The organism is Pseudomonas anguilliseptica, from assembly GCF_021375795.1.
GTDB lineage: Bacteria > Pseudomonadota > Gammaproteobacteria > Pseudomonadales > Pseudomonadaceae > Aquipseudomonas > Aquipseudomonas anguilliseptica_A.
This window is the reverse complement of the sequence record NZ_JAEIOI010000002.1, coordinates 445295-471404: the sequence shown is the minus strand read 5'-3', so window position 1 is coordinate 471404 and position 26110 is coordinate 445295. Positions and strand designations below refer to the sequence as shown.

At 59.3% G+C, this 26110-nt stretch carries 26 protein-coding genes and 2 pseudogenes; 9 read left to right on the top strand and 19 right to left on the bottom strand.

Annotated elements, in window-relative coordinates; all coding sequences use genetic code 11:
* Positions 1 to 103 precede the first annotated feature (103 nt).
* On the top strand, positions 104 to 571 hold the full coding sequence (locus IOD17_RS10070; protein ID WP_233684958.1) for a DUF3429 domain-containing protein: 468 nt from the start codon (positions 104 to 106) through the stop codon (positions 569 to 571).
* Here IOD17_RS10070 and IOD17_RS10065 read toward each other — a convergent pair.
* Both IOD17_RS10065 and pnuC read right to left on the bottom strand, forming a co-directional pair.
* Positions 560 to 1090, bottom strand: a complete 531-nt coding sequence (locus IOD17_RS10065) for an AAA family ATPase (protein ID WP_233684957.1) — start codon at positions 1088 to 1090, stop codon at positions 560 to 562. The genes IOD17_RS10070 and IOD17_RS10065 overlap by 12 nt on opposite strands.
* The gene (gene pnuC, locus IOD17_RS10060) at positions 1087 to 1653 is read right to left on the bottom strand and encodes a nicotinamide riboside transporter PnuC (RefSeq protein ID WP_233684956.1); all 567 of its coding nucleotides are present in this window, start codon (positions 1651 to 1653) and stop codon (positions 1087 to 1089) included. Before pnuC ends, IOD17_RS10065 begins: the two co-directional genes overlap by 4 nt.
* A 195-nt stretch (positions 1654 to 1848) precedes the next feature.
* Between pnuC and IOD17_RS10055 the strand changes: the two genes are divergently transcribed.
* Positions 1849 to 2895: an ABC transporter substrate-binding protein gene (locus tag IOD17_RS10055; RefSeq protein WP_233685217.1), complete on the top strand. Its 1047-nt coding sequence runs from the start codon at positions 1849 to 1851 to the stop codon at positions 2893 to 2895.
* Position 2896: 1 nt separating this feature from the next.
* Here IOD17_RS10055 and IOD17_RS10050 read toward each other — a convergent pair whose 3' ends face one another.
* From IOD17_RS10050 to IOD17_RS10025, 6 genes are all read right to left on the bottom strand, one after another.
* Positions 2897 to 3112 (bottom strand): DUF2970 domain-containing protein, encoded by a 216-nt coding sequence (locus IOD17_RS10050; protein ID WP_233684955.1) that lies wholly within the window; start codon positions 3110 to 3112, stop codon positions 2897 to 2899.
* Between the two features lie 201 nt (positions 3113 to 3313).
* Positions 3314 to 3505: a DUF1272 domain-containing protein gene (locus IOD17_RS10045; protein ID WP_233684954.1), complete on the bottom strand. Its 192-nt coding sequence runs from the start codon at positions 3503 to 3505 to the stop codon at positions 3314 to 3316.
* 24 nt (positions 3506 to 3529) lie between these two features.
* Positions 3530 to 4525, bottom strand: coding sequence for a GlxA family transcriptional regulator (locus IOD17_RS10040; RefSeq protein WP_233684953.1), 996 nt, complete (start codon positions 4523 to 4525; stop codon positions 3530 to 3532).
* A gap of 171 nt (positions 4526 to 4696) precedes the next feature.
* Entirely contained in the window at positions 4697 to 4966 is a 270-nt protein-coding gene (locus tag IOD17_RS10035; protein ID WP_233684952.1) for a hypothetical protein, read from the bottom strand.
* Positions 4967 to 5152: 186 nt separating this feature from the next.
* A complete protein-coding gene (locus tag IOD17_RS10030) occupies positions 5153 to 5992 on the bottom strand; it encodes a hypothetical protein (protein ID WP_233684951.1) in 840 nt (279 codons plus the stop codon).
* A gap of 53 nt (positions 5993 to 6045) precedes the next feature.
* Positions 6046 to 7125: a patatin-like phospholipase family protein gene (locus IOD17_RS10025; protein ID WP_233684950.1), complete on the bottom strand. Its 1080-nt coding sequence runs from the start codon at positions 7123 to 7125 to the stop codon at positions 6046 to 6048.
* A 195-nt stretch (positions 7126 to 7320) separates the two neighbouring features.
* Between IOD17_RS10025 and IOD17_RS10020 the strand changes: the two genes are divergently transcribed.
* The 4 genes from IOD17_RS10020 to IOD17_RS10005 are packed head-to-tail and all read left to right on the top strand — an operon-like array spanning position 7321 to position 9930.
* A complete protein-coding gene (locus IOD17_RS10020; protein WP_233684949.1) occupies positions 7321 to 7629 on the top strand; it encodes a PepSY domain-containing protein in 309 nt (102 codons plus the stop codon).
* Entirely contained in the window at positions 7629 to 7946 is a 318-nt protein-coding gene (locus IOD17_RS10015) for a PepSY domain-containing protein (protein ID WP_233684948.1), read from the top strand. The genes IOD17_RS10020 and IOD17_RS10015 overlap by 1 nt, the downstream gene beginning before the upstream one ends.
* Positions 7946 to 8614 (top strand): response regulator transcription factor, encoded by a 669-nt coding sequence (locus IOD17_RS10010; RefSeq protein ID WP_233684947.1) that lies wholly within the window; start codon positions 7946 to 7948, stop codon positions 8612 to 8614. The genes IOD17_RS10015 and IOD17_RS10010 overlap by 1 nt, the downstream gene beginning before the upstream one ends.
* On the top strand, positions 8611 to 9930 hold the full coding sequence (locus IOD17_RS10005; RefSeq protein WP_233684946.1) for a sensor histidine kinase: 1320 nt from the start codon (positions 8611 to 8613) through the stop codon (positions 9928 to 9930). The genes IOD17_RS10010 and IOD17_RS10005 overlap by 4 nt, the downstream gene beginning before the upstream one ends.
* Before the next feature lie 27 nt (positions 9931 to 9957).
* On the opposite strand, the gene IOD17_RS10000 is transcribed toward IOD17_RS10005, so the two are convergent.
* The 3 genes and pseudogenes from IOD17_RS10000 to IOD17_RS19515 all read right to left on the bottom strand — a co-directional run.
* Complete coding sequence (locus IOD17_RS10000) at positions 9958 to 10554, bottom strand: NADPH-dependent FMN reductase (protein ID WP_233684945.1); 597 nt, start codon at positions 10552 to 10554, stop codon at positions 9958 to 9960.
* A gap of 101 nt (positions 10555 to 10655) precedes the next feature.
* Positions 10656 to 11168: pseudogene (locus IOD17_RS19520) on the bottom strand (methyl-accepting chemotaxis protein); the annotation flags it as partial.
* A 345-nt stretch (positions 11169 to 11513) separates the two neighbouring features.
* Positions 11514 to 12581, bottom strand: a pseudogene (locus IOD17_RS19515) (HAMP domain-containing protein); the annotation flags it as partial.
* A 496-nt stretch (positions 12582 to 13077) separates the two neighbouring features.
* Between IOD17_RS19515 and IOD17_RS09990 the strand changes: the two are divergent.
* The 3 genes from IOD17_RS09990 (at position 13078) to IOD17_RS09980 (ending at position 17997) form a co-directional block, all read left to right on the top strand.
* Positions 13078 to 14397, top strand: a complete 1320-nt coding sequence (locus tag IOD17_RS09990) for a Na+/H+ antiporter family protein (protein WP_233684943.1) — start codon at positions 13078 to 13080, stop codon at positions 14395 to 14397.
* Positions 14398 to 14512: 115 nt separating this feature from the next.
* Positions 14513 to 16198 carry a methyl-accepting chemotaxis protein gene (locus tag IOD17_RS09985; RefSeq protein WP_233684942.1) on the top strand — a complete coding sequence of 562 codons (1686 nt, stop codon included), beginning with the start codon at positions 14513 to 14515 and terminating at the stop codon, positions 16196 to 16198.
* A 404-nt stretch (positions 16199 to 16602) separates the two neighbouring features.
* A complete protein-coding gene (locus tag IOD17_RS09980; RefSeq protein WP_233684941.1) occupies positions 16603 to 17997 on the top strand; it encodes a pectinacetylesterase family protein in 1395 nt (464 codons plus the stop codon).
* 36 nt (positions 17998 to 18033) lie between these two features.
* On the opposite strand, the gene IOD17_RS09975 is transcribed toward IOD17_RS09980, so the two are convergent.
* The 8 genes from IOD17_RS09975 to purB form a co-directional block, all read right to left on the bottom strand.
* Positions 18034 to 18672 carry a hypothetical protein gene (locus IOD17_RS09975; RefSeq protein ID WP_233684940.1) on the bottom strand — a complete coding sequence of 213 codons (639 nt, stop codon included), beginning with the start codon at positions 18670 to 18672 and terminating at the stop codon, positions 18034 to 18036.
* Between the two features lie 58 nt (positions 18673 to 18730).
* On the bottom strand, positions 18731 to 19219 hold the full coding sequence (locus IOD17_RS09970) for a DUF4442 domain-containing protein (RefSeq protein ID WP_233684939.1): 489 nt from the start codon (positions 19217 to 19219) through the stop codon (positions 18731 to 18733).
* A gap of 145 nt (positions 19220 to 19364) precedes the next feature.
* On the bottom strand, positions 19365 to 20960 hold the full coding sequence (locus IOD17_RS09965; protein WP_233684938.1) for an isocitrate lyase: 1596 nt from the start codon (positions 20958 to 20960) through the stop codon (positions 19365 to 19367).
* Positions 20961 to 21597: 637 nt separating this feature from the next.
* Positions 21598 to 22407 carry a secretin N-terminal domain-containing protein gene (locus tag IOD17_RS09960; RefSeq protein ID WP_233684937.1) on the bottom strand — a complete coding sequence of 270 codons (810 nt, stop codon included), beginning with the start codon at positions 22405 to 22407 and terminating at the stop codon, positions 21598 to 21600.
* Positions 22404 to 23045, bottom strand: coding sequence for a histone acetyltransferase HPA2 (locus tag IOD17_RS09955; protein WP_233684936.1), 642 nt, complete (start codon positions 23043 to 23045; stop codon positions 22404 to 22406). Before IOD17_RS09955 ends, IOD17_RS09960 begins: the two co-directional genes overlap by 4 nt.
* An 8-nt stretch (positions 23046 to 23053) precedes the next feature.
* Positions 23054 to 23479, bottom strand: coding sequence for a GNAT family N-acetyltransferase (locus IOD17_RS09950; protein ID WP_090253657.1), 426 nt, complete (start codon positions 23477 to 23479; stop codon positions 23054 to 23056).
* A complete protein-coding gene (locus IOD17_RS09945; RefSeq protein ID WP_233684935.1) occupies positions 23472 to 24638 on the bottom strand; it encodes a cupin domain-containing protein in 1167 nt (388 codons plus the stop codon). Before IOD17_RS09945 ends, IOD17_RS09950 begins: the two co-directional genes overlap by 8 nt.
* A gap of 78 nt (positions 24639 to 24716) precedes the next feature.
* Complete coding sequence (gene purB / locus IOD17_RS09940) at positions 24717 to 26087, bottom strand: adenylosuccinate lyase (RefSeq protein ID WP_233684934.1); 1371 nt, start codon at positions 26085 to 26087, stop codon at positions 24717 to 24719.
* Positions 26088 to 26110 lie beyond the last annotated feature (23 nt).

The following is a 26110-nucleotide window of genomic DNA, read 5'->3' as shown; positions in this document are numbered from 1 at the left end:
GCCGATTATGGCAAGTAGCCATTACTGAACAATTGTGTGAATTACCCTTTTACTGCGCTCTAAAGTGCGGTTTATTCAGGAAGACCCACTCAGGAGTGAGCGTATGCATCCATTTGACGCCCCGCAGCCACCCAGGCTGGCCTTGCTGCTCGGTTATGCCGGACTCGTGCCTTTTGTCAGCGGAGCCTTAGGTATCTGGGTGGTGCCGGAGGGCTGGCGGCCATTGGTGCTGGCAGCGCTGCTGGATTACGCCGCGGTGATTCTGGCCTTTATGGGGGCGATCCACTGGGGGCTGGCCATGCGTGCGCAGGATGCGGAGGAGCCGGCGCAGTTGCAGCTGGGATTTTCGGTTGTGCCGCCATTGCTGGGCTGGTTGGCGATCAGCGGTGGTATGCCCATTAGCCTGGCCTTACCGTTATGTTTAATCGCGTTTGCCGGCCTGTATGGTGCAGATTTGCGTGCGGTCAAACTCGGGCTGGCACCGCAGTGGTATCCACGCTTGCGGCGTCCACTTACGATTGTGGTGTGCTTGAGCCTATTGCTGGCCTGGGCCAGCGTGCTAATGCGTTGAGCCCAGCCACTTCGCGACTGTGGCAAGTGTCTGTTGACGCCTTGCAGTCCAGCTGCCCGTAATGCACTGCACGGGTTGTTGATGTAGCTGTAGCCAGTCAGCGCACTGTTCAAAGAACGCTACGCGCTGAGTCAGTTCCGGCTGACAACGCTGGCCATCATCGACCCAGGGCACGCCGCGTGGATCGAGCAGCAGGTGCAGGTGGTAGTCACGTGCCAAGAGCGCCTGTTCAATCCAGGCCGGGCAATCCCCAAACAGCGTCTGACTCCAGAGCATGTTGCTGAGTAGATGGGTGTCGAGTATCAGCAGTTCAGGGGCGGCTGCTCGGGCCTGATCTTCCCAGTCCAGTTGCCCCTGGGCGATGCGGCTGATATCGGCATAGCAGGTGTCGCGCTGTTGCTGATCGATAAAGTGCCGTACGTACTCGCCTACCAGTACGCCACCAAAAGTGGTTTGAATGGCGTCGGCCAGCCAGCTTTTACCGCTGGATTCCGGCCCGGTCAGCACCAGCACCTTCATGCGCTGACCAGCGCGCGGTCACGCCGCCAGGTCAACCAGCCGTGAAGCGCCAGCAGGGTAAACACTCCATACAGCGCTGCTGTGGGGTACAGGCCCTGTTGCAGAAAGAGCGCAACAAAGAGCAGATCCAGCGCGACCCATAGCGGCCAGCACTCAAGCCGTTTCTGCGCCATCCACACCTGGGCGACCAGGCTGAAGGCACTCAGGGCAGCGTCTTGCCAGGGGGCCGCAGCATCGGTGAAGGTGGCCATCAGATAACCCAGCACGGTGGCGCCCAGGCTGCCCGCCGCTAGGCTGAGCAGCAGGCCTTGTACGCTCAGTCGATTGACCTGCACACCGCTGTGGTTGCTGCCACCTCGCGTCCATTGCCACCAGCCATAGCCTTGCAGCACGGCATACACGCCTTGCAGCAGCATGTTCGAATACAGCCTGCCGTCATAGAAAATCCAGGCATACATCAGCACCATCACTAAGCCGAGCGGCCAGCACCAGCGATTCTGCCGTACGGTCAGCCAGACGGCCCATACACCAAGGGCTGAGGCGAGGATTTCCAGGGGTGACATAGGACACCAACAGACGATGGAGGCGAGGGGGCGACGATTGTAACCATTCACCCAACGTTCGTCTTGGCCGGGCAGATGGCCATTCGCTATGGCATTGCCGATATACTCTGCCCCCGATCAGGAGAGCAACGTGTGTTGAAGTCGGTTTTGCATTGGGTCAGCGCAGCCTGTTTGCTGGCATTGAGTGTATTGGCCATGGCTGCCTGGGCCGGGCCAACTGCTGCCCGCTCGCCGGCTTCGGTGGTGTTCCTCAATCCGGGTTATACCGATGAGCCTTTCTGGGTGGGCTACACCGACTTCATGCGGGCTGCTGCAGATGATCTGGGCATGCAACTCACCGTAATCAATGGTGAACGCGACCACCGTTTGCTGTTGCAGCGTGCCCGTGAGTTACTGGATAAAGGGCCGTTACCGGACTACCTGCTGTTCGTCAACGAGATGTACACCGCGCCGGAATTGCTAAGGATGTTCGCCAACAGTCCGGTCAAGCTGTTCTCCCTGCACAGTACCCTGACGCCCGAGCAGCAGCAGATCGTCGGTCGTTCGCGTGAGCATTATCGCAACTGGATTGGCAGCCTGATCCCCAACGATGAGCAAGCCGGTTACTGGATGGCACAAGGGCTTATTGCACGTCTGAAGGGCAAACCGGGCAGCCTTCTGGCGTTTGCGGGCCTGCGCAATACGCCGTCATCTTCGCTGCGTGAAGAGGGGTTGCGACGTGCTCTGGCTGAATACCCGCAAGTCAAGCTGCAAAGTCTGGTGTATGGAGAGTGGAAGCGTAAACGCGCCTATGAGCAGGCGCTGCAGCTATTACCGCGCTATCCCGAGGCTCAACTGATCTGGTCGGCCAATGATGAAATGGCCTTCGGCGTGATGCAGGCAGCGCAGGAAATGGGCCGGCAGCCGAACAAGGACATCTTCCTGTCAGCCCTGAACAACTCCGATGAGGTGTTGCAGGCCCGTATCGACAACCAGCTTTGGGTGCTGGTCGGCGGGCATTTCACTTTGGGCGGTTGGGCCATGGTGATGCTGCATGACTACCATGCCGGGCTGGACTTTGCCGAGCGCGGCGGCAAGGACCGCGTCGATGAGCTGTTCATCCCATTAGATGCCAGCCAGGCGGCACGCTTGCAGAAACGCCTCAGGGTTGAGGGCTATGGCCTGGATTTCCGCCAGTTCAGCGCCGTCTATCACCCAGAGATACGCGACTATGGCTTCTCAGTAGCGCCTCTGCTGCAGTGAGTCATACACCGGCCAGGTGCAACACCAGTTTGACCACGCCAAAGATCGTCAACACAAACACCGCCGTAAACAATACGCCCAGAATGATGAAGTGACTGGGCTTGCCTCGCGAAAAATCACGCGCCCGGTTTTTCCCACTTTGTACACCCAGTGCCGCGCTCAGCACGCTTTGCAGCATTTCCCAGAGCGTCAGCGGTTTGTTTTCTTCATCGTTCATCGAACTCTCCTGTTCTGGCATCCACAGTCAGCCTGTCTGCTTAGTAAAGCTCAAGCGGCAAGCAGTTGTTTGCCTGAGAAACGACTCCTGCTGAAGTCACGCGAGCGCCGCACCCTAGGCTGGGGTTTCATATATCAACGGGGCAGTTATTTGCGTTTACCGCAGTACTCACGCTGAACCCAAGACCCTCTGGAGCGCTTTCTATTTCACCCCGGTAACGATGCGTCGTGGTCGCTGCAGTAATTCGCCGCTGCAGTTCGGGCAACGCCCATGCAATGTGTTGTCGACGCAGTTGCGGCAAAAGGTGCACTCATATGAGCAGATAAATGCGTTTTGGCTGTTGGCCGGCAGATCTCGATTACAGCATTCGCACTGCGCACGTAATTCCAGCATGTCTTGGCTCCTCGGTTGGACGGGTTAAGCAAAACGCTCGGCATATTCCTGAGGACTAACGCCCAGGTGTTTGTGAAAGCTGCGGCGCAGGTTCTCCGGGTGGTTAAAGCCGCTTAAACGCGCCACCGTGCTGATCGAGGCCTGGGCGGTCTGTAGCAGGCTGCGTGCCGCTTGCAGGCGTACAAGCTCGACATAACGTCCTGGCCCCATGCCCAGTTCCTGGTTGAAGGCTCTCGATAACGTGCGCGGCGTCATATTGGCTTGCGCCGCCAGCACTGCCAGCGAAAGGTCCTCATGCAGGTGCAGGGGTATCCATTCCAGCAGACTGGCCAGGCGCGGTACTCGACTCGGCTCCGGCGTCAGCAGTGCACTGAACTGCGCTTGCCCGCCAGGGCGGCGCAGAAACAGCACCAGTCGCTTGGCCACGGCCAAGGCAAGTGGGCGACCGAGATCGGCCTCAACCAATGCCAGTGCCAGATCAATCCCGGCTGTAACACCTGCCGAGGTAAAGATATGGCCATTACCATCTGGGTCTTGCGCATCGTAGGTGTGCAGGCAATCAGCGCTGATTTCCACCTGCGGATATTCCAGGCGCAGACAGTCGAGATCTGCCCAGTGAGTGGTGGCGCGCCGCCCATCGAGCAGGCTGGCGGCCGCGAGAATCAGGGCGCCGGAACAAATTGAGCCCACACGCCTGATCTGCGGCGCTGCGTTGCGTAACCAGGCCAGCAATTCAAGGTTGTGGCACTGCACCTTGTCACCTTGGCCGCCGGGGATCAGCAACGTATCGATATGCGCAGGATCTACGTCGCTCCAGGCCTGCTCGGCAACCAGCTGAAAACCGGCGGAGGTGGGCATTGCCACCGCCTGTTGGCCGAGCACCAGTAGACGATAAGCGGCGGGCAGGCCCTGGCGCAGGCGTTCGTCATTGGCAGAGGCGAACACTTGCAATGGGCCGGTCAGATCCAGGCTCATGACGTGCGGATAAAGCAGGCAGGCGATGGTTCGCAGTGCATCCATGGCGGCGTCTCGATAAGCGATGGGTGGAGTCTGCGCTTAACGAGTAATTGGCAACAAGGACAATAGGCCCACAGATATTGCCAGTGTGGCGGCGGAGCGATGGAGCAGGAGAGAAGGGCTCTGACAAGAGGGGGCCGATTGGCAGCTCAGAGCCCTTGTTGCAGCAGCCGATTACTCGGGCATGCTCCATGGTTCCAGGGTGAAACCTTGCTGACTGAGTTGCTCACGGGACTGTTTGAGCAGGTCGGCAAATTGCACCGGATCGCTGTAGATGGTGCTGGACAGTTGTGTGCGACCAAGCAGGCGAGTGCTGGTACGGTCGATCACACTGAGGCTGAGGTTGCCAGTGCCATCTTGCGGGGCCCAGGCGACGCATTGAAAAGGTTGAAAGGCGCGGTCAGCAATCAGCAGGGCTTCGTTAAAACGCAGCGGTGCGTTCATGGGGTCGGTTTCTCCGAGGTGATCCCAAATACACAAGGGCAAACGGTTAACTCACGCTTGCCAGTCATAGCTGTTGATGAGCGAAGCTGACCGTTAAGTCACATGAAGGCTGAAAAATGTAAAAAAATGTCCGTTAAATCACTGTTTTATTGCTGCAAACAGATAAACAGGGCGAGGTGAGGGCGTTTAGCTGCGTTCACGGCCTTTGCAGACGCTCAGCAATTGTTGCAAGTAAGCGGCGACATAGCGCTGGAAGCCGCGATCATCCCAGTAACCCAAGTGGCTCAATGGTGTATGTCGCTTATACCAGGGGCCAACGGGCATGGCGCGATCCTCAGCCACCACTGCAGCGTAATTGGGCAGTGGTCGTAGTGGATAACCGAGCGGGTCAGCAGGGGCATAGAGGTTGAGCCAGCGCGCCTGCTCAGTGACGGCCTGGGGCAGGCACTGGCCAGGAAAACGGATGGGCACCACGGGGTCATAGGCGAAAGTGAAGAGCGGAATGTTGCAGCCAAAGGTAATCAGCCCACTGAGGGTTTCCAGGGCCAGAAAGGGGTCGAGTGGGCAGCTTTCGACTTGATTGATGCGCTGTTGATCCCAGACGAAGTTGGAAAAGATATGCCCGCCCAGCGAATGGGCCAGCACCACTAGCGGTGTGTCGGCATCGACCTTTGCACGCAGGGCGTTGAGGCCGCTGCGCAGGGATTGATGCACTTCTTCGTAAGTGGTGTCGTAAGCCTGACTGACCTTGCGGTAGCCGCTGGCATCCCCAAGAAACAGCGTGACGATGCGCCGCAACCAGCGCCAGCGCACGGGCTGATCGCGCAGTTTCTCCAGGAAGGCCAGTTGGCGCTTGTCCAGCACGCTGGCCCAGTACAGTGTCTGAAAGGCGACCTGGTCAGCCTCTGCACCAAGGCGTTGGCGTAAACCCGCGATCAGGCTCTGGGCAAAACTGTGTTGCCCTTCGGCATCGCGGGTGTCCGGTTGTGTACCGATGCCATGGATGATGGCGACTGCAAGTTTCATTCTGCCGATCCCTGGTTATTGCAATGTGGCCACTACCTTCTGGCCCGTCCTGTTCAAAGTGCTTGCATGTGTTCGTGCAGGCGGCCGCTGTCCGCCAGTTCGAGAAATTCGTCGCCCAGACGCTGGCTTTCGCTCATGGCGCTGCGCCAGTAGCGCTCACGGCCGGCATCATCACCCAGGTAACGGCTGAAGTCCTTGCGATCCGGTAGTTTGCCATGGGGCAGACGCGCCAGGTACTCACGCGAGGGTGCCAGCAGTAGAACATCCTGCAACCGGCCGCTGTCACCACGCCGCCAGGGCATACCCTTGTCGAACCAGCCGGGGATGACCTTATCGGTGAAGTGCGGGTAGAGCACGATATCGCTACCGCTGTACGGCAGGTCGAGGTGGTAGTCGAGCAGGCCGCCATCGCGGTAGGTGCCAGGCCCTGCACCGGGAATATCGCGCACCCCTTGCATGATCATCGGAATGGAGCCCGAGGCCAGCAAGGCATGACGCAGATTACCGCTGTCGAGCTGCAGATAGCGCGAGGGAAAATCGCTGAGCGTACCCAGCGGCGGCGCCAGGCGGGCATCATGCAGAATCACCCGTTCGAAGTGCTTGGCCAGACGCGGCCGGCCCAGCAGGTTGCTGCCGATCACTGAAGACAGACCCAAACCGAGTGCGCCGCGATGATCGTGCTGCAGCAGACCATGGCTTTTCACCACGACGATATTCAAGCGGTAATGTGGGTTGCTGAGGATGTTGGCGTCGTCGTTGCCCAGTAGCTGTTCCAGCATCAGGCTGCAGCTACTTGAAACCTGCGCCATGCTTACGCCTTTGGCAAACCGCTGTGAGGTATACAGCTCACCGAGCCGGCGAATGCCCGCCGCTGCATCTGGCAAACAGGCGCTGGCGAAACGCCAGGAACCGATGGACGCACCGATCAGCGAACGCTCGCGAGGCGCACGTTGTAGCCAGTCGCCGAACAGAGCCAGATCCAACCCTTGAATCCCCAGCGCCTTCGGCCCCCCCGCAGCGCCTGGCAGGATGCCAACATCGGCCGGTTGCAGCCCCTGCTCGCGAATCCGCGCGAAGGCGCGTTTACCGGCTTTGATTGTCAGAGCAGGGGACTTGATTAATATCGCACTCATGCTGGCCTCCATCGCGCAAGGCAGCGATTATAGAGCCCTGGATGAGCAGGCCAAGCGACTTCAGCGTGTGAATGATGGGTGCATGGATCGGGATAAATCAGCTTTTGCGCAATGCCTTAAGCAAATTCAGCTTGAGTTAAGTCGTGTGCAGTAACTTGGACTCCGTCGAAAGCCAACTCCATAAGGAAATTGAACATGAAAACCCTGACTGCTGTATTTGCCGCTGCTGCCTTGACCCTGACTGCCGGCCTGGCCCAAGCCCGTGACCTGGGCCCGGATGAGGCGCTGAAACTGCGTGACGCTGGCACCATCCAGTCCTTCGAAAAACTCAACGCAGCTGCTCTGGCGCTGCACCCGGGTGGCAAGACCGAAGACACCGAGCTGGAAGAAGAGTACGGCCGCTACATCTATCAGGTTGAAATCCGCGACGCCCAGGGCGTGCAGTGGGATGTCGAACTGGATGCCACTAACGCACAAGTCCTGAAGAACCAACGAGACGATTGATGAACAACACGGCCTGGGCCATACGCCCACTCCTGATCAGCCTGCTGCTGACCCTCGCGTTCAGCAGCAGTGCCCGCGACCTGGATCAGGATGAAGCATTACGCTTGCGGCGCGAGGGGCTGATTCTGCCCCTCGAACAGCTGATGCAGGTGGCGTTACAGCGTCATCCCGGTGCCGTGCTGTTGGAAGTCGAACTTGAGGAAGAAGACGGCGTGCTGGTCTATGAAGTCGAACTGGTGACTGCACAAGGCATTGTGCGCGAGCTGGAATTGCACGCCAGCACCGGTGAAGTGCTCAAGGACGAGGTGGAAGACTGATGCGCCTGTTGCTGGTGGAAGACCATGTGCCCCTGGCGGATGAACTGCTGGCCGGTTTGACTCGTCAAGGCTATGCCGTTGACTGGTTGGCCGACGGCCGTGACGCGGCCTACCAAGGCGCGACCGAACCCTATGACCTGATCATTCTCGACCTCGGTTTGCCTGGCAAACCGGGGTTGGAGGTGTTGCAGGAGTGGCGTGCAGGCGGCCTCAGTACGCCGGTCTTGATCCTTACGGCGCGGGGCTCCTGGGCCGAGCGCATTGAAGGCCTCAAAGCCGGTGCGGATGATTACCTGAGCAAGCCGTTTCACCCCGAAGAGCTGCAATTGCGCATCCAGTCACTACTGCGCCGCGCCCGTGGGCTGGCCAATCAGCCACAACTGGAAGCGGCGGGCCTGCAGTTGGACGAAAGCCGACAAACCGTCAGCCGTAACGACCAGGAAGTGCAGCTGACCGCAGCAGAGTTTCGCCTGCTGCGTTATTTCATGCTGCATGCCGGGCAATTGCTGTCGAAGAGTCATTTGGCTGAGCACCTGTATGACGGTGAAAGCGAACGCGACTCGAACGTCATCGAAGTGCACGTCAACCACCTGCGCCGCAAGCTGGGGCGCGAAATTATCGAGACCCGCCGTGGCCAAGGCTACCGCTTCAGCGGGGATGCTGTTTGAAATCGATCCAGCGACGCCTGAGCCTGGGCCTGGTCAGCGTACTGCTGGTCATCGGTCTGTTACTGGCGCAGAGCAGCCTCTGGCTGTTTGATCGCAGCCTGCGCAGCTATATCCAGACCACCTTGCAGGACGAAGCACAAACTCTGCTAGGGGCTTTTGTGCGTGGGCCAAATGGTTTGCAACTGGATGACCGTCGCCTTAGCGCTGCCTACAAACGCCCTTACTCGGGGCTGTATTTTCGAATCGACTTTGCCGATCAGAGTTGGCGATCGCGCTCGTTATGGGACCGCGACCTGCAGCGGGCCGAGCAGCCAGGGTTGCAGGATGAACTGGGTGATGGCCCGCAAGGGCAACTCTGGCTGATCTACCGCGCGGACTATCAACGCTTTGGCAAGCTGATCGAGATTCAGGTTGCTCGCGATTACACCCCGATCTTGGAAAGCTTCCGGCAGGTGCAGAAAGTCATTCTCGGCCTGGGCATCAGCGCACTGATTCTGATTCTGCTGCTGCAGCGCCTGATTGTCGGCCGCGCCTTGCGTCCGCTGGAGCGGACTCGGAAGCAGATCATGCAATTGCAGCAAGGCCAGCGCAGCCAGCTGGACCAGCAGGTACCGTTGGAGCTGGAGCCGTTGGTGGCACAGATCAACCACCTGCTGAGCCATACCGAAGACACCCTGAAACGCTCACGCAATGCGTTGGGTAACCTGGGGCACGCACTGAAAACCCCACTGGCGGTACTGGTCAGCCTGGCCGGTCGGGAAGAGCTCAAGCAGTTGCCCGAGTTGCGTGAAAGCCTCAATAGCCAGCTGCAACAGATCGAGCAACGCATTGCCCGTGAACTGGGGCGCGCACGTTTGGCCGGTGAAGCGCTGCCGGGGGCGCATTTCGATTGTGCCAGCGAGCTGCCGGAGCTGTTTTCCACATTGGCAATGATTCACGGCAACCACCTGCAACTGGACTGGCAGGCGGCACCTGGTCTGCGTTTGCCCTGGGATCGCGAGGACCTGCTGGAACTGTTGGGCAATCTGCTGGACAACGCCTGCAAATGGGCTGACAGCCAGGTGCAACTACACGTCAGCCGCGCGGGTGAGGTGTATCAGCTGAGCATTGAGGATGACGGGCCGGGTATCGACGCAGCGCAGCGCGAGGAGGTTCTCAGCCGCGGCAGTCGCTTGGATGAACAGGTGGCCGGGCATGGCCTGGGCTTGGGCATCGTGCGCGATATCGTCGATGCTTGGGGCGGTCAGCTGCAGCTGGGTGGCAGTGGTCTAGGTGGCTTGAGCGTTAGCGTGACGCTGCCCGCCAAGCGTGCCTGAAACGCTCAGGCACGCCGTGTGGCGCACTTACATGCCGTTGGCAAATGCCGGGTTGCTCATGTCGATGCTGGCCCGTACCGGGCGCAGTGCCTCGGCGTACTTGACCAGGATATCCAGCTCATAATCGATACGTGCATGCAGACGCTGGTCGTCTTCGCCGCTGGGCTCTGGCGTGTTCAGCACTTTCTCGACACCACGTACCAGCAGGTGCTCGGGCAGGTAGCACAGGCGACAGTTCTTGTAGCTGGAGGCACGCAGCTCGCTGATCGGATAAGCCCCGCCCACGCCCGAGGAGACACCAACCAGCAGGCCCGGTTTGTGTGCAAGTTCAGCTTTGCTGGCGTAGATAAAGAAGTTTTTGATGGCCGGGCAAGCCATGCCATTCCACTCTGGGGAAATGATCACCACGGCGTCAGCCGCGGCCAGTTGCTTGCTGTAAAGCCCCCAGGGACCGGTGTCGTCAGCAGGCCACAGGGGTAGGGGAGCCAGGCCCAGATCGATCACGTTGCTCTGGGCGTTATCGGTATGGCCCAGCTGAATCAGGCGTTGACGCAAGAAGCGGGCAACCTTGCCCGATTGACTGTTGCTGCGGCTGGAGCCCGCGACCAGAGCGATATTGAGCATCGTGCACCTCATGCAAAGAAAAAACGCAGACTAGCGATCGCTGGTCTGCGCTACAAGGAAACAGCCGCCAGCCTGGCAGGCAAATCGTGCCAGGCGGCAATTTAGACGCGGAACTGATCCATCAGTCCTTGCTGATGATTGGCCAGTTTGTTCAGCCCCTGGCTGATCTTCGCCGACTCATCGGCCTGGCTGGAGATTGCTTCGGTGACATCACGGATCGAGGCCACGTTACGGTTGATTTCCTCGGCCACCGAGCTCTGTTCTTCTGCGGCACTGGCGATCTGCAGGTTCATGTCGGTAATCACGCTGACGGCCTGACTGATGCGCTGTAAGGCGGCAACGGCCTGTTCGACCTGTTCGACACTGCCCTGGGCCTGGCGATGGCTGCTGTGCATGGTGCTGACCACTTCCTTGGTGCCGCTTTGCAAGCCTTCGATCACCTGGCGGATTTCTTCCACCGAGTCCTGGGTGCGTTTGGCCAGGTTGCGCACTTCATCGGCTACTACGGCAAAGCCGCGGCCGGCATCCCCGGCTCGAGCCGCTTCAATGGCAGCGTTGAGCGCCAGCAGGTTGGTCTGTTCGGCAATAGAGCGGATCACTTCAAGCACTGAGCCGATCTTCTCGCTGCTATTGGCCAGGCCTTCGACTTCCTGCATGGCCACATTCATTTCGTTGGCCAGCAACTCGATGGTCGAGGTGGTCCGGCCAATCACACTCATGCCTTCACGGCTGGCCTGATCGGCCGTACGAGCGGCTTCGGCGGCCTGTGCGGCGTTGTGTGCAACATCTTGCGCCGTGGCGCTCATTTCCTGAAAGGCGGTGGCCACCTGATCGACTTCGCGGTACTGCTGTTGCATGCCATCACTGGTCTGGCTGGCGATCAGTGCCGATTGGTCGGCGGTGCTGCGGGCATCCTGCACGCTGCGTTTCACGTCGGCGATAATCGGTTGCAGCTTGTCGAGAAAACGATTGAACCAGCTGGCCAGCTCGCCCAGCTCATCCTGCTTGGCGTACTCCAGGCGGCGAGTCAGATCACCTTCACCGCTGGCGATGTTCTTCAGCATGGCGGCCACGCCGAGAATCGGCCGAGTTACGCCCAAGGCGGTCAGCCAGATCAGCAGGATGCCCACAACGCCGGCGGTCAGGCCCAGGCCGAGGGAGATCGCGGTGTTACGCGTGCCCACCTCATCCATCTGTGCTTCCAGGCGGGTGGCCGGCTCAAGCAATACCTTCTCCGGGACTTCCAGCAAAACGCCCCAAGGCTTGGCATCCGGAATCGGCAACAGCGGTTGCAGCACTTGCAATGCGCCGTCGTGGTGTATGACTTCGGGGCGGTTACCGGCCAACAGCCGGATCATTTCGCCGTGTTGCTCACTGAAGGCGGCATCCAGTTTGCCGCCCAGCAGACTGCTGTCACGGCTGTGTCCGGCGAGCAGGCCGGCCGGACTGATGATGCTGATATGCCCGGCACCATCAAACAGACTTTTGTGCGCGCTGGTGCTGAGTTCTTGCAGGCTGGCCAGGCTGATATCCACCCCCAGAACACCGATCACTTTGTCGTTCTGGATCAACGGAAACGCGATGCTGGTCATTAGTACTGCCACGCCAGCGGTATCGTCGATATAGGGGTCTAGCAGGCATGCCCGCTTGCTTTCGCGTGGGCAGGTGTACCAGGCGTTGTAGGGGGTTCCGCTGATGCCTGGGGTGGAGTCGTTGAGGCTTTCTTCTTTCATGGCCTCGGCGCTCAGCTCACCATTGGCATCCTGGGACCAGTAGATCGAGAAACGCCCATTGTCATTGCTGCCGAGGCTTTCCTGATCGATAAACAGTTCATCCTTGCCATCCAGCGCGTTGGGTTCGAACACCGCGTAAACACCCAGCAGGCTGCGGTTGGCTTCCAGCGAGCTGCGGATTTGGCGGCTGAGGTCTTCGCGCAGGTCAAAAGCGTCAAGAAAACGTTTCTCCGCCTGCTCGCGGATAAACAAGACCTGGCTGGCGGCACCGCGTCCGTATTGATAGGCGTCCATAAAATAGCGTTGCATCTGCAGCGCCTGAGCTTCGCCGCGCGCCTCCATGCGCAGCTGTGCTGATTCCTCCAGCATTTTCGAACTGGCCTGTTTGACCAGGCTGGCACTGCGCGACGCCTGGAACATCGAGGCCGATACCAGCACCGCGACAATGGCCAGCAGGCACAGGCCTGCCAACAGGGTGATTTTCAGTTGGATGGAGAGTCGGCTGAACAGCATTTTCAGGACCTTCTTTATTGCAGAGGCTTAGAGCGCCTATCGGCGGTTATGTGCATTTCTTGAAGCATCAGGTGCAGTGATAACCAGCAAATTACAGGCCATTACAGCCCGATATTTCGCAGCCTATACGAAATTATTAACGCTTTGTATAAAATAATTTACGGCTTTTTGACAGGTCAGTCAGCATTGTGCAGAGTACGCGCCCTTCGCCGAACCGGCGCAGCATCCAGAGAAGGTCGAAACCTTCGCGGACCTTTTTAATAGCGGGAGTAAATCGATGAACGCAGTCGTTGCGGCAGTGGGGATCATGTTGATCCTCAGCTTGTGCCGTGTACATGTGGTGGTGGCCCTGATTGTCGGCGCACTGGCCGGCGGCCTGCTTGGCGGCCTGGGTATTGAGGGTTCGCTGGCGGCCTTCAATAAAGGCCTGGGTGGTGGTGCCACTGTGGCATTGTCCTATGCCTTGCTGGGCGCCTTTGCTGTGGCGATTGCCAAGTCCGGGCTGGCACACGCGCTGGCAGACAAGGCCCTGGCCATGGTGGGTAAACAGGACGCCAAAGGTGCTGGCCTGCTCAAGTGGCTGCTGATTGGCCTGTTGCTGGTTGTGGCGATTTCTTCGCAGAACATCCTGCCAATTCACATTGCCTTTATTCCGCTGCTGGTGCCGCCGCTGTTGTATGTGCTGAGCAAGCTGCAACTGGACCGTCGCCTGGTAGCCTGTGTGCTGACCTTCGGTCTGATCACCCCGTATATGTTCCTGCCGGTGGGTTTTGGCGGGATCTTTCTGAATGACATTCTGCTGGCCAACGTAGCCAGTGGCGGGGTGGATACCGCAGGTTTGGATGTTACCAAGGCTATGGCAATTCCAGCCCTGGGCATGCTGTTCGGCTTGCTCGTGGCGGTGCTGTTCAGCTACCGCAAAAAGCGCGTGTACGACCTAGACAAGATTGAGCAAGCCGAGCGCGTGGATGTTGCCTACAACCCGTTGAGCCTGTTGGTGGCTGGTGTGGCGATTATCGCGGCGTTTGTTGTGCAGCTGTGGCTGGACTCGATGATCATCGGTGCCCTGGTCGGCTTTATCATCTTCTCGGTGTCCGGTGTGGTGCGCTGGAAAGAGGCTGACGGGCTGTTCACCGAAGGCATGAAGATGATGGCCATGATCGGTTTTATCATGCTGGCCGCCGCCGGTTTTGCTGAGGTGATGAAAGCCACCGGTGAGGTTAAAAGCCTGGTCGACAGTTCTGCGGCACTGATCGGCAATAACAAGGCGCTGGGCGCGCTGCTGATGTTGCTGGTCGGTTTGCTGGTGACCATGGGCATTGGCTCGTCGTTCTCCACGGTGCCAATCATTGCGGCGATCTTCGTGCCGTTGGGCATGCAACTGGGTTTCAGCCCGTTGGCCATTCTGTGCATCGTCGGTACCGCCGGTGCGCTCGGCGATGCAGGCTCGCCTGCTTCCGATTCGACGCTGGGGCCTACTGCTGGCCTGAACGTCGATGGCCAGCACAATCACATCTGGGACAGCGTGGTGCCGACCTTTCTGCACTACAACCTGCCGTTGCTGGTATTCGGTTGGGCAGCAGCTATGGTGATCTGACCGCAGCAGTGGGCGCCTGACGACTGAGTCGTGCCGGTGCTCAACCTTTCAGCGGGGCTGCCGATCAACGGTTAGCCCCGTTTTTATTCCGCACTATCGCTACGCAAGGATTGGCATGATGCGTCTGACATTGAAAGCAAAAGTCGTGCTGTTGGCATTGATTCCCGTGGTGCTGTTTGCGGTAGTCCTCAGTGGTGCCGCCGCCCGGGTCTTGCAAAATCTGGCGGCCCAGGAGGTCGAGGAAACCCGCGAGCGGCTGCTGCAGGAAAGCCGTAACGAGCTGCAGCATTACGTACAGATCGCTCTGGGATCGGTGCAGGCCTTGTATGACGATGCCGGCCAAGGCGATATGGCCAGCCGTGAGCAGGCCATTGCCATTCTGTCGAAGATCAAATTCGGCAAGGACGGTTACTTTTTTGCGCACGACTCCAACGTGGTGCGCCTGTTCCGCGGCGACAGCCCGGTGGATGTGGGCAAGAGTCTGGCCGATCGTCGTGACCCGAACGGTGTGTACATCAACCGTGAACTGGTGAATGTCGCCAAGAACAACAGCTACTACGTGAACTACAGCTCGCCATTGCCCACGGATGATTCGGTGTTGGTGCCGAAAATGGCTTACAGCTACTACCTGCCGAAATGGGACATGGCACTGGGCACGGCCATCAACCTGGATGGCATCGAAGCCCAGATCGTCCAGGTACAGAGTGAGATCGATAAGCGCATCAGTACCATCATCACCAGCATCATGGTGGTGGCAGCTGTGCTGCTGGTGATTTTCGGCGTCGCCGGGGTTGTGCTGAGCAACACCTTCCTGCGCCCATTGCAGCAGATCAAGGACAACCTGGACGACATCGCTGCGGGTGAGGGCGACCTGACTCGCCGCCTGCCGATCAATGGCGATGATGAGCTGGGCCAGTTGGCCGGTTCGTTCAACCGCTTTGTCGAGAAGATTCACGGCCTGGTGCGGCAGATCGTTGACATGACCGGCCAACTGACCGAGCTGGTCAATCAGGTGTCCGCCCAGGCGCAGCGTTCGGAGCAGGCCATGGAGCGGCAACGCCACGAGACGGATCAGGTCGCGACCGCGATCAACGAGATGTCGGCTGCCGCCCATGAAGTGGCGCAAAGCGCCCAGGGCGCAGCAGAGGCTGCGCAGAAGACCGATACCGAAGGGCAGGCGGCGAAGCAGGTGGTCGATGGCAGCATCGCGCGCATTCACACTCTGGTGCAGGACATTCGCGACAGCGGTCTGTCCCTCGACACCCTGCAAAAGGACGTGTCGTCGATTGTCAGTGTGCTGGATGTGATCCGCTCCATCGCCGAGCAGACCAACCTGCTGGCCCTCAACGCGGCTATCGAAGCGGCGCGTGCCGGTGAAGCAGGGCGCGGCTTTGCCGTGGTCGCTGATGAGGTCCGTGCCCTGGCCAGCCGTACTCAGCAGAGCACCCAGGAAATCCAGGGGATGATCGATCGCCTGCAGAAAGGTACTCAGGATGCGGTGACCTCGATGCGCCGCTCCAGCGATGCCGGCGATGTCACCAGTGAGCAGGCCAACCGCGCAGGTACGTCGCTGGATGCGATTGCCCAGCTGATCGGCACCATCAACGCGATGAACGCGCAGATCGCCAGCGCAGCCGAAGAGCAGACCGCAGTAGCCGAAGAGATCAATCGCAGCGTGCACAAGATTGCCGTGGCGGTGGACAGCGTGGCCGATGAAACCCAACAAGGGGCGCACACCGCGCGCAACCTGGCTGGGCTTGGCGAACGCCTGGGCGCTCTGGTGCGTCAGTTCCGCATCTAGCACTTGCCGCTGCAACATCGAAAGGGAAGCCTGGCTTCCCTTTTTTATTGCCCAAACATCGCTCGTGTGGCGCATGACAAACGTTGCGCAGGTATGCCCGCAGCTGTGTGTTAACGCTGTGCTGTAGATAACGGCAACAACTTAAAACCTACTGCGCTATATCCAATAAGTATTTAGTGCTGTGGTTGCTGGGAGTTTCTTGTACTAGCGTGCATGAATCGCCAGGCCAGCCTGTTGCTGCTGCCAGGGCGACAGCTTTGGGTACGCGCAGTTACTGCTGCTACGGCGGTGTGTATGAGCAGTCTCCAGTGGGTGATGGAAGGTTTCAGGGTACAACTGGAGGTGATTCGTACAGCGGCTCGGGTATGCGGCCCCATCGATAACAACAAGATGAGGGACTCAACATGTCTGTAGCGATAGCATTTCGGCGCTGTGTCGCGCCGCTGCTGGTTTCAGCCTTGGTCATGCCTGTGCAGGCCGAGGAGGGTGATTACAACTTCTGGCAAACCCTGAGCAATCTGGTGTCGGCACCTGCGGCCGACAACAAGGTGACGCCAGCACAGCGGGTTGGCCCGTACCCACTGCTGGCCAACCCGTCTGGATTCAACAGCGGCTTCAAACCGGCCAATTACTATGCCTGGCAAACGGTGCAGATGGCTCCGCAGACCGGAGCGGTATGTGGCAACGGCTCCCCTTACAAGTTTTTCGTCAACCGGGTGCCCAATACTCGCAACACCATCATTTATCTGGAGGGTGGCGGCGCTTGCTGGGATTACGCCAGTTGCACCGGACAGAGCGGTATTCGTGGCGCACGTAACCCGGGCGGGATTCCCAACGATTACATGAGCCTGCTCAATCCCGGTGCCAGCCTGGTCAGCCCGTTCGTAGTGCGCCTGCATCCCTGGACGCGGGTGAAAACCCAGAACTGGAACATGGTCTATGTGCCGTACTGCACGGGTGATATCTATTCCGGCGATAAGGTGGCGGTCTATCAGGATCCGCAGAACCAGCAGCCGCCGCTGATCTGGCACCACAATGGCTTGCGCAACATGCGTGCGGTGGTCGGCTGGCTGAAAGACAACCTGCCGCGGCCTACGCAGATGCTGACCACCGGCTGCAGCGCTGGCGGTGCCGGCAGCCTGACCAACTATGCCCCGACGCGTCAGGACATCGCGCCGACGCGCAGCTTCCTGATCAATGACTCGGGCCCGGTCTTCTCGGCCATCAGTGGTGCGGGCAATGAGGCCTATCCGTCTTTGCCATTGCAGAGCTTTATCCGCAATGCCTGGGGCCTGGATGTCGGGCCATTGCCGTACCTGCAAGCGCGGCTGCCGGGGCTCAATCTGAACAACCTCGGGACTCTCTACCCGGCGCTGTCGAGCAACCTGGTGGGCGACCGCATGGGACATACGCACTTCTGGAAGGACCTCAACTATTCGTCCTATTCCTACGAGCGCTTCTATCCGGAGATCATCAACGCACCGAACCAGGCCGCCAAGGAGGCGCTGATTCAGGCTAAGTGGGCGGTGGATACCGGGCGGCTGCGCAATGAGTTGGCCAATCTGCCAAATGTGGGCGGCTACTTTCCGCAGTACCGCGCGGTCAATGAAAGCCATTGCACCAGCATTATCGAGTTTGCCAATGCAGATATTCAGGAGCAGAACCTGCAGCTGGATGACTTCGTTAACAACGTGATGAATGGCAGTGGCCCGGTGCTCGATGCGTCCGAGCTGAGCGACACCGCCGACCGCAACAAACCCTTCAACCTGCTGTACTACGCGCTCGACCAACTGCTGTAATGCCGAGCCCGACCTGAGCAGCTAGCTCAGGTCGGGCTATTGATAGTGCTGCTCACGTGCCTGTTGCAGGCGTTGGCGCAGGTATTCGTCACGGCTCAGGCCATCGGGGATGCTGTCCATGCTCAGGACCTCCTCGACGATGCGTTTTTCATCGACTTTATAACGCTGAAATTCGGCGCTGGGTGTCGCGGACTTGGCTTCGCGCTCGGCGCTTATTGCCTTGTAGCGGGCGACCAGGGCCGTGGCCTGATCTTTCTGCGCCTGTTCATCGTAGGTGGTCAGCTGAATCAGCCCCAGCTGTAGCAACAGCGATTCGCTCATGGCCAGTTCACTGCGTTGTTCGTAAGTCTCGATCTGCTCACGCAAGGCCTGCGCCTGGCTTTCACGCTGTGCGGGCGATAACTCGGCGGCGCCGCTCACAAAGCTGCGGTAGGCCTGATGAAATGCTAGGCGTTGCTCCTGATTTTTTACCGCAGGGTTTTGCAACAGCGCTTGCAACTGCGCCTCAGTGGGGATCGACGTGACAGGGCTATCACCCGCAAATATGTCTGCTGGGCTATCGGCCTGACTGGTCAGCACCATCCCCTGCGGCTCGCTCTGTAGGCGCCAGTACAGGGTGCCGGATACTGCAATCAGCACCAGTGCGCCACCAATTAAAAGAGGTTTTCCCTGCACCGGCTTCTCCTGAATGACGCCGCACTGTGCGGCGTTTTCAGCTTAGCCCAGTCTGCACTCAGCGCTTTTTACTGACCCAGGCCCAGAGCATTTCGCACTGGATCGGCTGAATGCCGGCTTCGTCAGTCACCGTAACTGCGACCAACACTTCGCCTTTGTCCTGGGTATGAATCGCGTTGATCTGCTCGGGCGTCAGACTGGCTTCAGCACGCAGGCTGCCGGTGGCGCGCTTCAAGTAGTCGACCTTGAGGCTTTTGATCAGCGGCAGTTTGTCGTCCGGCACGTTCATCCCGACCAGAAAGCCCGTAGCAGACTCGGCCAGCAATGCCATGGCGGCGGCATGCACGCCTTTGATGTGGTTCTGCACCTTGCGCTTGTTGGCGATGCTCATCACCGCGCGCTGTTCGGTCAGCGTATGCACGCGCACCTTGGCGGTGCCGGCGAACTTCACCTGGGAACCAAACAACAGCGACAGGGCTGGGCTTTGCAAGGCGTTGGGCAGTGTGTGGATCTTGCTGACGATGTGGCTTAAGCGGTTACTGGGCATGGCGATCTCCGGTGGGCAGAGCAGGGTGGTGGATTAGAGACTAAGACCGTCATAAAGAGGAGGCATAAAAAAACCCCAGCATTTCTGCTGGGGTTTTCTCAACACCCTCGACCTTGATCGTGGCCTCGATCGAGTGAGCCGGTTCTTAGTGGAACTGGTTCATGGTGTTGTCTTTACCGCTTGCTTTCAGAGCGGCTTCGCCAGCGAAGTACTCTTTATGGTTGTCACCGATGTCGGAGCCAGCCATGTTCTGGTGCTTGACGCAGGCGATGCCCTGACGCAGTTCCTGGCGCTGAACGCCTTTCACGTAAGCCAGCATGCCTTGGTCTGCGAAGTAACCTTTGGCCAGGTTGTCGGTCGACAGAGCAGCGGTGTGGTAGGTCGGCAGGGTGATCAGGTGGTGGAAGATACCAGCCTGAGCAGAACCGTCGCGCTGGAAGGTGCGGATCTTCTCGTCGGCAACCTGAGCCAGTTCGGTTTCGTCGTACTCGACGCTCATCAGTTTGGCGCGGTCGTAGGCGGAAACGTCTTTGCCTTCGGCAACGAACGCGTCGAACACTTGCTGACGGAAGTTCAGGGTCCAGTTGAACGATGGGCTGTTGTTGTAAACCAGCTTGGCGTTCGGGATGACTTCGCGGATGCGGTCAACCATGCCTTTGATCTGGCCAACGTGCGGCTTCTCGGTTTCGATCCACAGCATGTCGGCGCCGTTCTGCAGGCTGGTGATGCAGTCCAGTACGCAGCGGTCTTCGCCGGTGCCAGCGCGGAACTGGAACAGGTTGGACGGCAGGCGCTTCGGACGCAGCAGTTTGCCACCGCGGTTGATTACTACATCGCCGTTGCCCAGGTCGGAGGCGGCAACTTCTTCGCAATCCAGGAAGGAGTTGTACAGGTCGCCCAGATCGCCTTCTTTGGCGGTAACAGCGATTTGCTTGGTCAGGCCGGCACCCAGGGAGTCGGTACGCGCAACGATCACGCCGTTGTCGATGCCCAGCTCGAGGAATGCGTAACGCACAGCGTTGATCTTGGCCAGGAAGTCGGCGTGAGGAACGGTCACTTTACCGTCCTGGTGGCCGCACTGCTTCTCGTCGGAAACCTGGTTTTCGATCTGGATGCAGCAAGCGCCTGCTTCGATCATGCGCTTGGCCAGCAGGTAGGTGGCTTCCGGGTTACCGAAGCCAGCGTCGATGTCGGCGATGATCGGTACGATATGAGTCTCGTAGTTGTCGACCTGAGCCTGCAGCTCGGCTTCTTTGGCCTTGTCGCCAGCGGCGCGAGCAGCGTCAATGCCGGTGAACAGCAGATCCAGCTCGCGGCTGTCGGCCTGGCGCAGGAAGGTGTACAGCTCTTCGATCAGGCCGGAAACGGCGGTTTTCTCGTGCATCGACTGGTCCGGCAGTGGGCCGAAGTCGGAACGCAGAGCAGCAACCATCCAGCCGGACAGGTAGAGGTAACGCTTGTTGGTGGTTTTCAGGTGCTTCTTGATCGAGATCAGCTTCTGCTGCCCGATGAAGCCATGCCAGCAGCCCAGGGACTGGGTGTAGACGGAGGAGTCAGCATCGTACTCGGCCATGTCTTTACGCATGATATCGGCGGTGTACTGAGCGATTTCCAGACCGGTTTTGAAGCGGTTCTGAGCGCGCATACGAGCCACGGATTCCGGGTTGATAGCGCTCCAGCTGCTGCCGTAAGTCTCTTTCAGAGCGGCGACTGCCTTGATGTCGTTTTGATAAGCTGACATGGTCAATCCTTCAAAGTATGTGTTTGGTTGAGCACCGGCTTCCCCACTGAACACCTGTGTTGCCGGAGGTTGTTGTAGCTCACTGCAGAACGCCGAAAAGTCGACTTGAGACGGAATTGATCCGGGAGGAGGGTGACGAACTCAACAGGTCGCGGCTGCAGGGGTTGCAAATGATCGGGTCATTTGGCGTTTACCGGCTCAAAGTGCCGTTGGACGACTCAACCTGCTGTGGCGTGATGCGCACTGTTGCTAAACGCTTCCCCGTCCCTCAGGACAACTTCGTTCCAGTCGCAATCTCATCGAACGGCCTTGTGGGCTTTACAACGCAAATCGGCTCTGACGGTAAGTTGGAGCGCGATTCGGAGGGCTTTTCAGACCTCTGATTAGCGGGAGCGGGGCCATGATGCCTTTGCCAAAACTGTTCGTCAATTATTTTGTAGTGCTTTTTGAATGACTACTACATAAGTTGTAAAGCGACCGACGAGTCAGGCTGAGTGGCTCTATCCGGCGGATTGCGGCGGCGCTGGCGGTTTCTCTGCTGCGGTTTAGGCACTACCTGACAAACACAAGGCGATGAGCGGTTACCGGGCGCTGTCTGCAAGATGTCTACGGCAGCATCAGGTGGGCTGAAAGTGGCCTACTGAACCACGTCAACTTTGACCCGCATGCTCATGTCTTCACGGCCCTGGGTCGAGCGGTGCTGAAGGAAGTCGCCTTGTTCGCCCTGGCTCTGCTCGCTGACACCGCCGATGCTGATCCATTCACCGACCCGGCCGCTGACACGGGTGTCGGTACTTTGCACGTCAATGGCGCCAGGCTGGGTCTGGCTGAGGCGGTCACGGTTGCTGCTGATGTTGATATGCACCATCTCCCCGCTGAGGCTGGCGGTGACATAGAACCCACGCGTGACGTTGCGATATTGGGTGTTGCTGTAGGGTTGGCCGTAGACATCCCGGCCACGTGTCGTCAGCGGTACGCTCTGGCCCACTTGAATCAGTGCGGGATAGCCTTCGGTAGCCTGCACCTGTTGGGTGCCGCCGCTGCGGCTATCGGTGCTGCGACGGATGATGCGCACCTGGTCACGCCCATTGATTTCGCCCTGACCAATCTGGATTTCGCCATTGCCGGCGCTGATGCTGCCATCGGTGCGATAGCCCCGGTCGGTCTGATAGCCCGACTCGTTGGTGTCGACGCTGATCAGCAGGCGACGCGGCACGGTATCCAGTTGTTGCAGCAGGGTGCGTACTTCCTGGATTTTGGCCGGATCGGCATTGACGATCAGCTGATTGCCGTAGGCATTTACCCGGCCTTCGTGGCCCAGTACCGATTGCACCACCGACAACACCTCATCCGCAGTACGGTAGTTGAGGGGAATCACCTCGGTGGCCGCGCTAGCTGACAGGCTGAAACTGAACAGGGCGGCGGCGAGCAGGGCGCGAACCTTCATAGCAGAAAACTCCGTAAGTCAGCGTCGGTGATGCTGGTATCCCAGGCCTGGTCAAACTGTGCGCGGCGCTGACGGTTGCGACCGGGGTCCTGGTACAGCGCATAACCACTGGCCTGGCCAAGTTCGGGCAACAGCAGCAAACCACGGTCATCGGCCAGCAGAAACGCCAGCTCTTCATTAGGGTAGTCCGGGTGCAGCTTGCGAATCTGCATATTGCTAGACAGGCGGCGCGACAGGCCGAGCAGGCGGTGACCTTCCTTGACGGCACGGCCGGGGTCGCGCAGCAGGATACGTAGCTGGTTACGGGGATTGGCCAGCAGAAAACGGGTGCAGGCGTCTTGCACGCTGCTGTGGTGATAGAGCCAGGGCTCCAGGTCATGGCTGTAGATGCACAGGCTGCGCTGGGCCTGTTGCAGCAGCGCCAAGGCATGGGCGCGAGCCTGTTCCGGTTGGCTGAAACGCTCCAGTGCGGCATGGGCGCCTAGAACAAACGGTGCTGGTTCTGCCTGCGGACTGTCCGGTGTCAGGCTTTGCGGGTTGTGCACAGCAAAACGCCCCGGTGACTCGAACTCGATGGCGGGAAGCTCAATGGGCTCCAGTTGCTCGGGCGGGTCATTCGGGGCGTTTTCGTCGTTCATCCAGGCCTCTAGGCGCTATGTCGCACCATGTCTACGTGAGGGATGCCGGCGTCGAGGTATTCACCGCTGACGATGGCAAACCCGAGCTTTTCATAGAAGGCAGTGGCGTGCACCTGGGCGCTGAGCATTTGTTGCGTCAGGCCGCGTTTTTCCGCTTCCGCGATCACCGCCTGGATCAACGCAACGCCTACGTTCAGGCCACGCCAGTCCTTGAGCACGGAAACCCGGCCGATATGCCCATCGGGCAGCAGGCGCGCAGTACCGATCGGGTAATCGCCTTCCAGGGCGAGAAAATGCACGGCATCGGCATCTTCGGCATCCCATTCCAGTTCCGGCGGAACGGCCTGTTCAGCGATAAACACGGTTTCGCGAATACGCCGCAGGTCAGCATTGTCCTTCTGCCAGTCGGCCAGGCGAACCTGTATCTCACTCATCAGCAAACTCCAGGCTGCCTTGTTTGACCAGTTCAACCAGCAGGTTACGCCCTTCATCATCGGCAAGCCATGCGCCGAGGTTTTCGATATGCAGGGCATCGGCGGAGCAGACCAGTTTCAGCAGCTCACGCAGGCTGGCTGAAAGCAGGCGGCTCTGGCCGCTGGCGAACAGCACCAGGTCTTCACCGACTTCCGACCAGGCCATGCGCGCGCTGGGGTTGCGGATCAGGATGGCGCCATCTTCAAGGCCTGCGAGGAAGGTTTCTTCGTCGATCTCGATACCGGCAATCAGCTCCGGGTATTTCGGCTCGGTCATAAACTGACCGAACCAGGTCATCAGCAGGCGTTCATCGCTCATGTGCTCGTTGAGCAGCGCCTTGAGGCGATCCAGGGCGTCGCGCTGAATCTGCGTCGGGTCGTTGGTCGGTTGCGCGTCAGCGTCGCTGTAGCGCTCTTCGTCAGGCAGGAACTGGCCGAGAAAGTCGGTGAAATGGGTCAGGACTTCAGCAGCGCTTGGCGCACGGAAGCCTACGGAATACGTCATACAGTCATCCTCAGCGGTACCACAGTGGGCCAGGAGCGGCGGCAGATAGAGCATGTCGCCGGGTTCCAGAACCCATTCTTCAGTTTTAACGAATTCGGCGAGGATCTTCAGATCCGCGTGTTGCAGCATCGGGCTATCAGTATTGCACTGCTGGCCGATCTGCCAGCGGCGTTTGCCGTAACCCTGCAGGAGAAAAACGTCGTAGTTGTCGTAATGCGGACCCACGCCACCACCTGGCACGGCGAAGCTGATCATTACGTCATCGATACGCCATTTGGGCAGGAACTTGAACTCTTCCAGCAGCTCGGCGACTTCAGGGACGAACTGGTCGACCGCTTGCACCAGCAGGGTCCAATCGCGCTCAGGCAGCTCAGCGAACGCGTCTTCGGCGAACGGGCCGCGGCGCAGCTCCCAAGGATGTGCGCCATGTTCGAGAACCAGGCGCGACTCGACTTCTTCCTCAAGTGCCAGGCCGGCCAGTTCATCAGGAGAAATCGGGCTTTCGAAACCAGGAATGGCCTGGCGCACCAGCAGCGGTTTCTTCTGCCAGTAGTCACGCATGAACTCACGGGCTGTCAGGCCACCCAACAGTTGCAGCGGAGTATCAGGATTCATCGCTAAGCCCTTGAAGTCAGTAAATACCCATAAATAAAAACGCCCGGCGCAGCCGGGCGTCTGGGAGGCTGTTGCCGGCTAGATGCGCTTGGCCTGGGCGACCGCGTTGCCGATGTAGCTGGCAGGGGTCAGGAGCTTGAGCTCGGCCTTGGCTGCGGCTGGCATGTCCAGGCCATCGATAAAGCTCAGTAGCGCTTCGGGGCTGATGCCCTTGCCGCGAGTCAGTTCCTTGAGTTTCTCGTACGGGTTTTCGATGGCGTAGCGGCGCATCACGGTCTGGATCGGCTCGGCGAGCACTTCCCAGCAGGCATCGAGGTCGGCGGCGATGCGGACTTCGTTCAGCTCCAGCTTGCCAATGCCCTTGAGGCTGGCTTCGTAAGCGATAACACTGTGGGCGAAGCCGACACCGAGGTTACGCAGCACGGTGGAGTCGGTCAGGTCGCGCTGCCAGCGCGAGATTGGCAACTTGCTGGCCAGATGCTGGAACAGCGCGTTGGCGATACCCAGGTTGCCTTCGGAGTTTTCGAAGTCGATCGGGTTGACCTTATGCGGCATGGTCGAGGAACCGATTTCGCCAGCGATGGTGCGCTGTTTGAAATAGCCCAGGGAGATGTAGCCCCAGATATCGCGATCAAAGTCGATCAGGATGGTGTTGAAGCGCGCGATGGCGTCGAACAGCTCGGCGATGTAGTCGTGCGGCTCAATCTGCGTGGTGTAAGGGTTGAACTGCAGGCCCAGGTCACCTTCGATAAATTGCTTGGCGTTGGCTTCCCAGTCGATCTGCGGGTAGGCGGACAGGTGGGCGTTGTAGTTGCCCACGGCACCGTTGATCTTGCCCAGCAGCGGCACGGCGGCTACCTGAGCGATCTGGCGCTCAAGGCGGTAGACCACGTTGGCCAGTTCTTTGCCCAGGGTAGTCGGCGATGCCGGCTGACCGTGGGTGCGCGAAAGCATCGGCACGTCGGCGAATTTGATTGCCAGCTCGCGGATCGCTTCGGCGGTCTGACGCATCAGTGGCAGCAGCACGTCGTCACGGCCGGCGCGCAGCATCAGGGCGTGGGACAGGTTGTTGATGTCCTCGCTGGTGCAGGCGAAGTGAATGAACTCGCTGACCTTGTCCAGTTCAGGCAGCTTGGCCGCTTGTTCCTTTAGCAGGTATTCCACGGCTTTGACGTCGTGGTTGGTGGTGCGCTCGATTTCTTTGACGCGCTCGGCGTGCTCGACGGCGAAGTTGTCAGCCAGCTCATTGAGCACGGCGTTGGCTTCGGCGGAGAAGGGTGCTACTTCGGATACGCCTTCATGGGCGGCCAGGCGCTGCAGCCAGCGCACTTCAACCAAAACGCGGAAACGGATCAGGCCGTATTCGCTGAAAATGGGGCGCAGAGCGCTAGTTTTGCCGGCGTAGCGGCCATCGACGGGGGAAACCGCGGTGAGCGAGGAAAGCTGCATGGGAGGCGTTCTCGGACAATCGG

Coding starts and splice junctions, on each gene's coding strand:
- IOD17_RS10070 (WP_233684958.1), top strand. CDS start 104: ATGCATCCATTTGACGCCCCGCAGCCACCCAGGCTGGCCTTGCTGCTC.
- IOD17_RS10065 (WP_233684957.1), bottom strand. CDS start 1,090: ATGAAGGTGCTGGTGCTGACCGGGCCGGAATCCAGCGGTAAAAGCTGG.
- pnuC (WP_233684956.1), bottom strand. CDS start 1,653: ATGTCACCCCTGGAAATCCTCGCCTCAGCCCTTGGTGTATGGGCCGTC.
- IOD17_RS10055 (WP_233685217.1), top strand. CDS start 1,849: ATGGCTGCCTGGGCCGGGCCAACTGCTGCCCGCTCGCCGGCTTCGGTG.
- IOD17_RS10050 (WP_233684955.1), bottom strand. CDS start 3,112: ATGAACGATGAAGAAAACAAACCGCTGACGCTCTGGGAAATGCTGCAA.
- IOD17_RS10045 (WP_233684954.1), bottom strand. CDS start 3,505: ATGCTGGAATTACGTGCGCAGTGCGAATGCTGTAATCGAGATCTGCCG.
- IOD17_RS10040 (WP_233684953.1), bottom strand. CDS start 4,525: ATGGATGCACTGCGAACCATCGCCTGCCTGCTTTATCCGCACGTCATG.
- IOD17_RS10035 (WP_233684952.1), bottom strand. CDS start 4,966: ATGAACGCACCGCTGCGTTTTAACGAAGCCCTGCTGATTGCTGACCGC.
- IOD17_RS10030 (WP_233684951.1), bottom strand. CDS start 5,992: ATGAAACTTGCAGTCGCCATCATCCATGGCATCGGTACACAACCGGAC.
- IOD17_RS10025 (WP_233684950.1), bottom strand. CDS start 7,125: ATGAGTGCGATATTAATCAAGTCCCCTGCTCTGACAATCAAAGCCGGT.
- IOD17_RS10020 (WP_233684949.1), top strand. CDS start 7,321: ATGAAAACCCTGACTGCTGTATTTGCCGCTGCTGCCTTGACCCTGACT.
- IOD17_RS10015 (WP_233684948.1), top strand. CDS start 7,629: ATGAACAACACGGCCTGGGCCATACGCCCACTCCTGATCAGCCTGCTG.
- IOD17_RS10010 (WP_233684947.1), top strand. CDS start 7,946: ATGCGCCTGTTGCTGGTGGAAGACCATGTGCCCCTGGCGGATGAACTG.
- IOD17_RS10000 (WP_233684945.1), bottom strand. CDS start 10,554: ATGCTCAATATCGCTCTGGTCGCGGGCTCCAGCCGCAGCAACAGTCAA.
- IOD17_RS09990 (WP_233684943.1), top strand. CDS start 13,078: ATGAACGCAGTCGTTGCGGCAGTGGGGATCATGTTGATCCTCAGCTTG.
- IOD17_RS09985 (WP_233684942.1), top strand. CDS start 14,513: ATGATGCGTCTGACATTGAAAGCAAAAGTCGTGCTGTTGGCATTGATT.
- IOD17_RS09980 (WP_233684941.1), top strand. CDS start 16,603: ATGTCTGTAGCGATAGCATTTCGGCGCTGTGTCGCGCCGCTGCTGGTT.
- IOD17_RS09970 (WP_233684939.1), bottom strand. CDS start 19,219: ATGCCCAGTAACCGCTTAAGCCACATCGTCAGCAAGATCCACACACTG.
- IOD17_RS09965 (WP_233684938.1), bottom strand. CDS start 20,960: ATGTCAGCTTATCAAAACGACATCAAGGCAGTCGCCGCTCTGAAAGAG.
- IOD17_RS09960 (WP_233684937.1), bottom strand. CDS start 22,407: ATGAAGGTTCGCGCCCTGCTCGCCGCCGCCCTGTTCAGTTTCAGCCTG.
- IOD17_RS09955 (WP_233684936.1), bottom strand. CDS start 23,045: ATGAACGACGAAAACGCCCCGAATGACCCGCCCGAGCAACTGGAGCCC.
- IOD17_RS09950 (WP_090253657.1), bottom strand. CDS start 23,479: ATGAGTGAGATACAGGTTCGCCTGGCCGACTGGCAGAAGGACAATGCT.
- IOD17_RS09945 (WP_233684935.1), bottom strand. CDS start 24,638: ATGAATCCTGATACTCCGCTGCAACTGTTGGGTGGCCTGACAGCCCGT.
- purB (WP_233684934.1), bottom strand. CDS start 26,087: ATGCAGCTTTCCTCGCTCACCGCGGTTTCCCCCGTCGATGGCCGCTAC.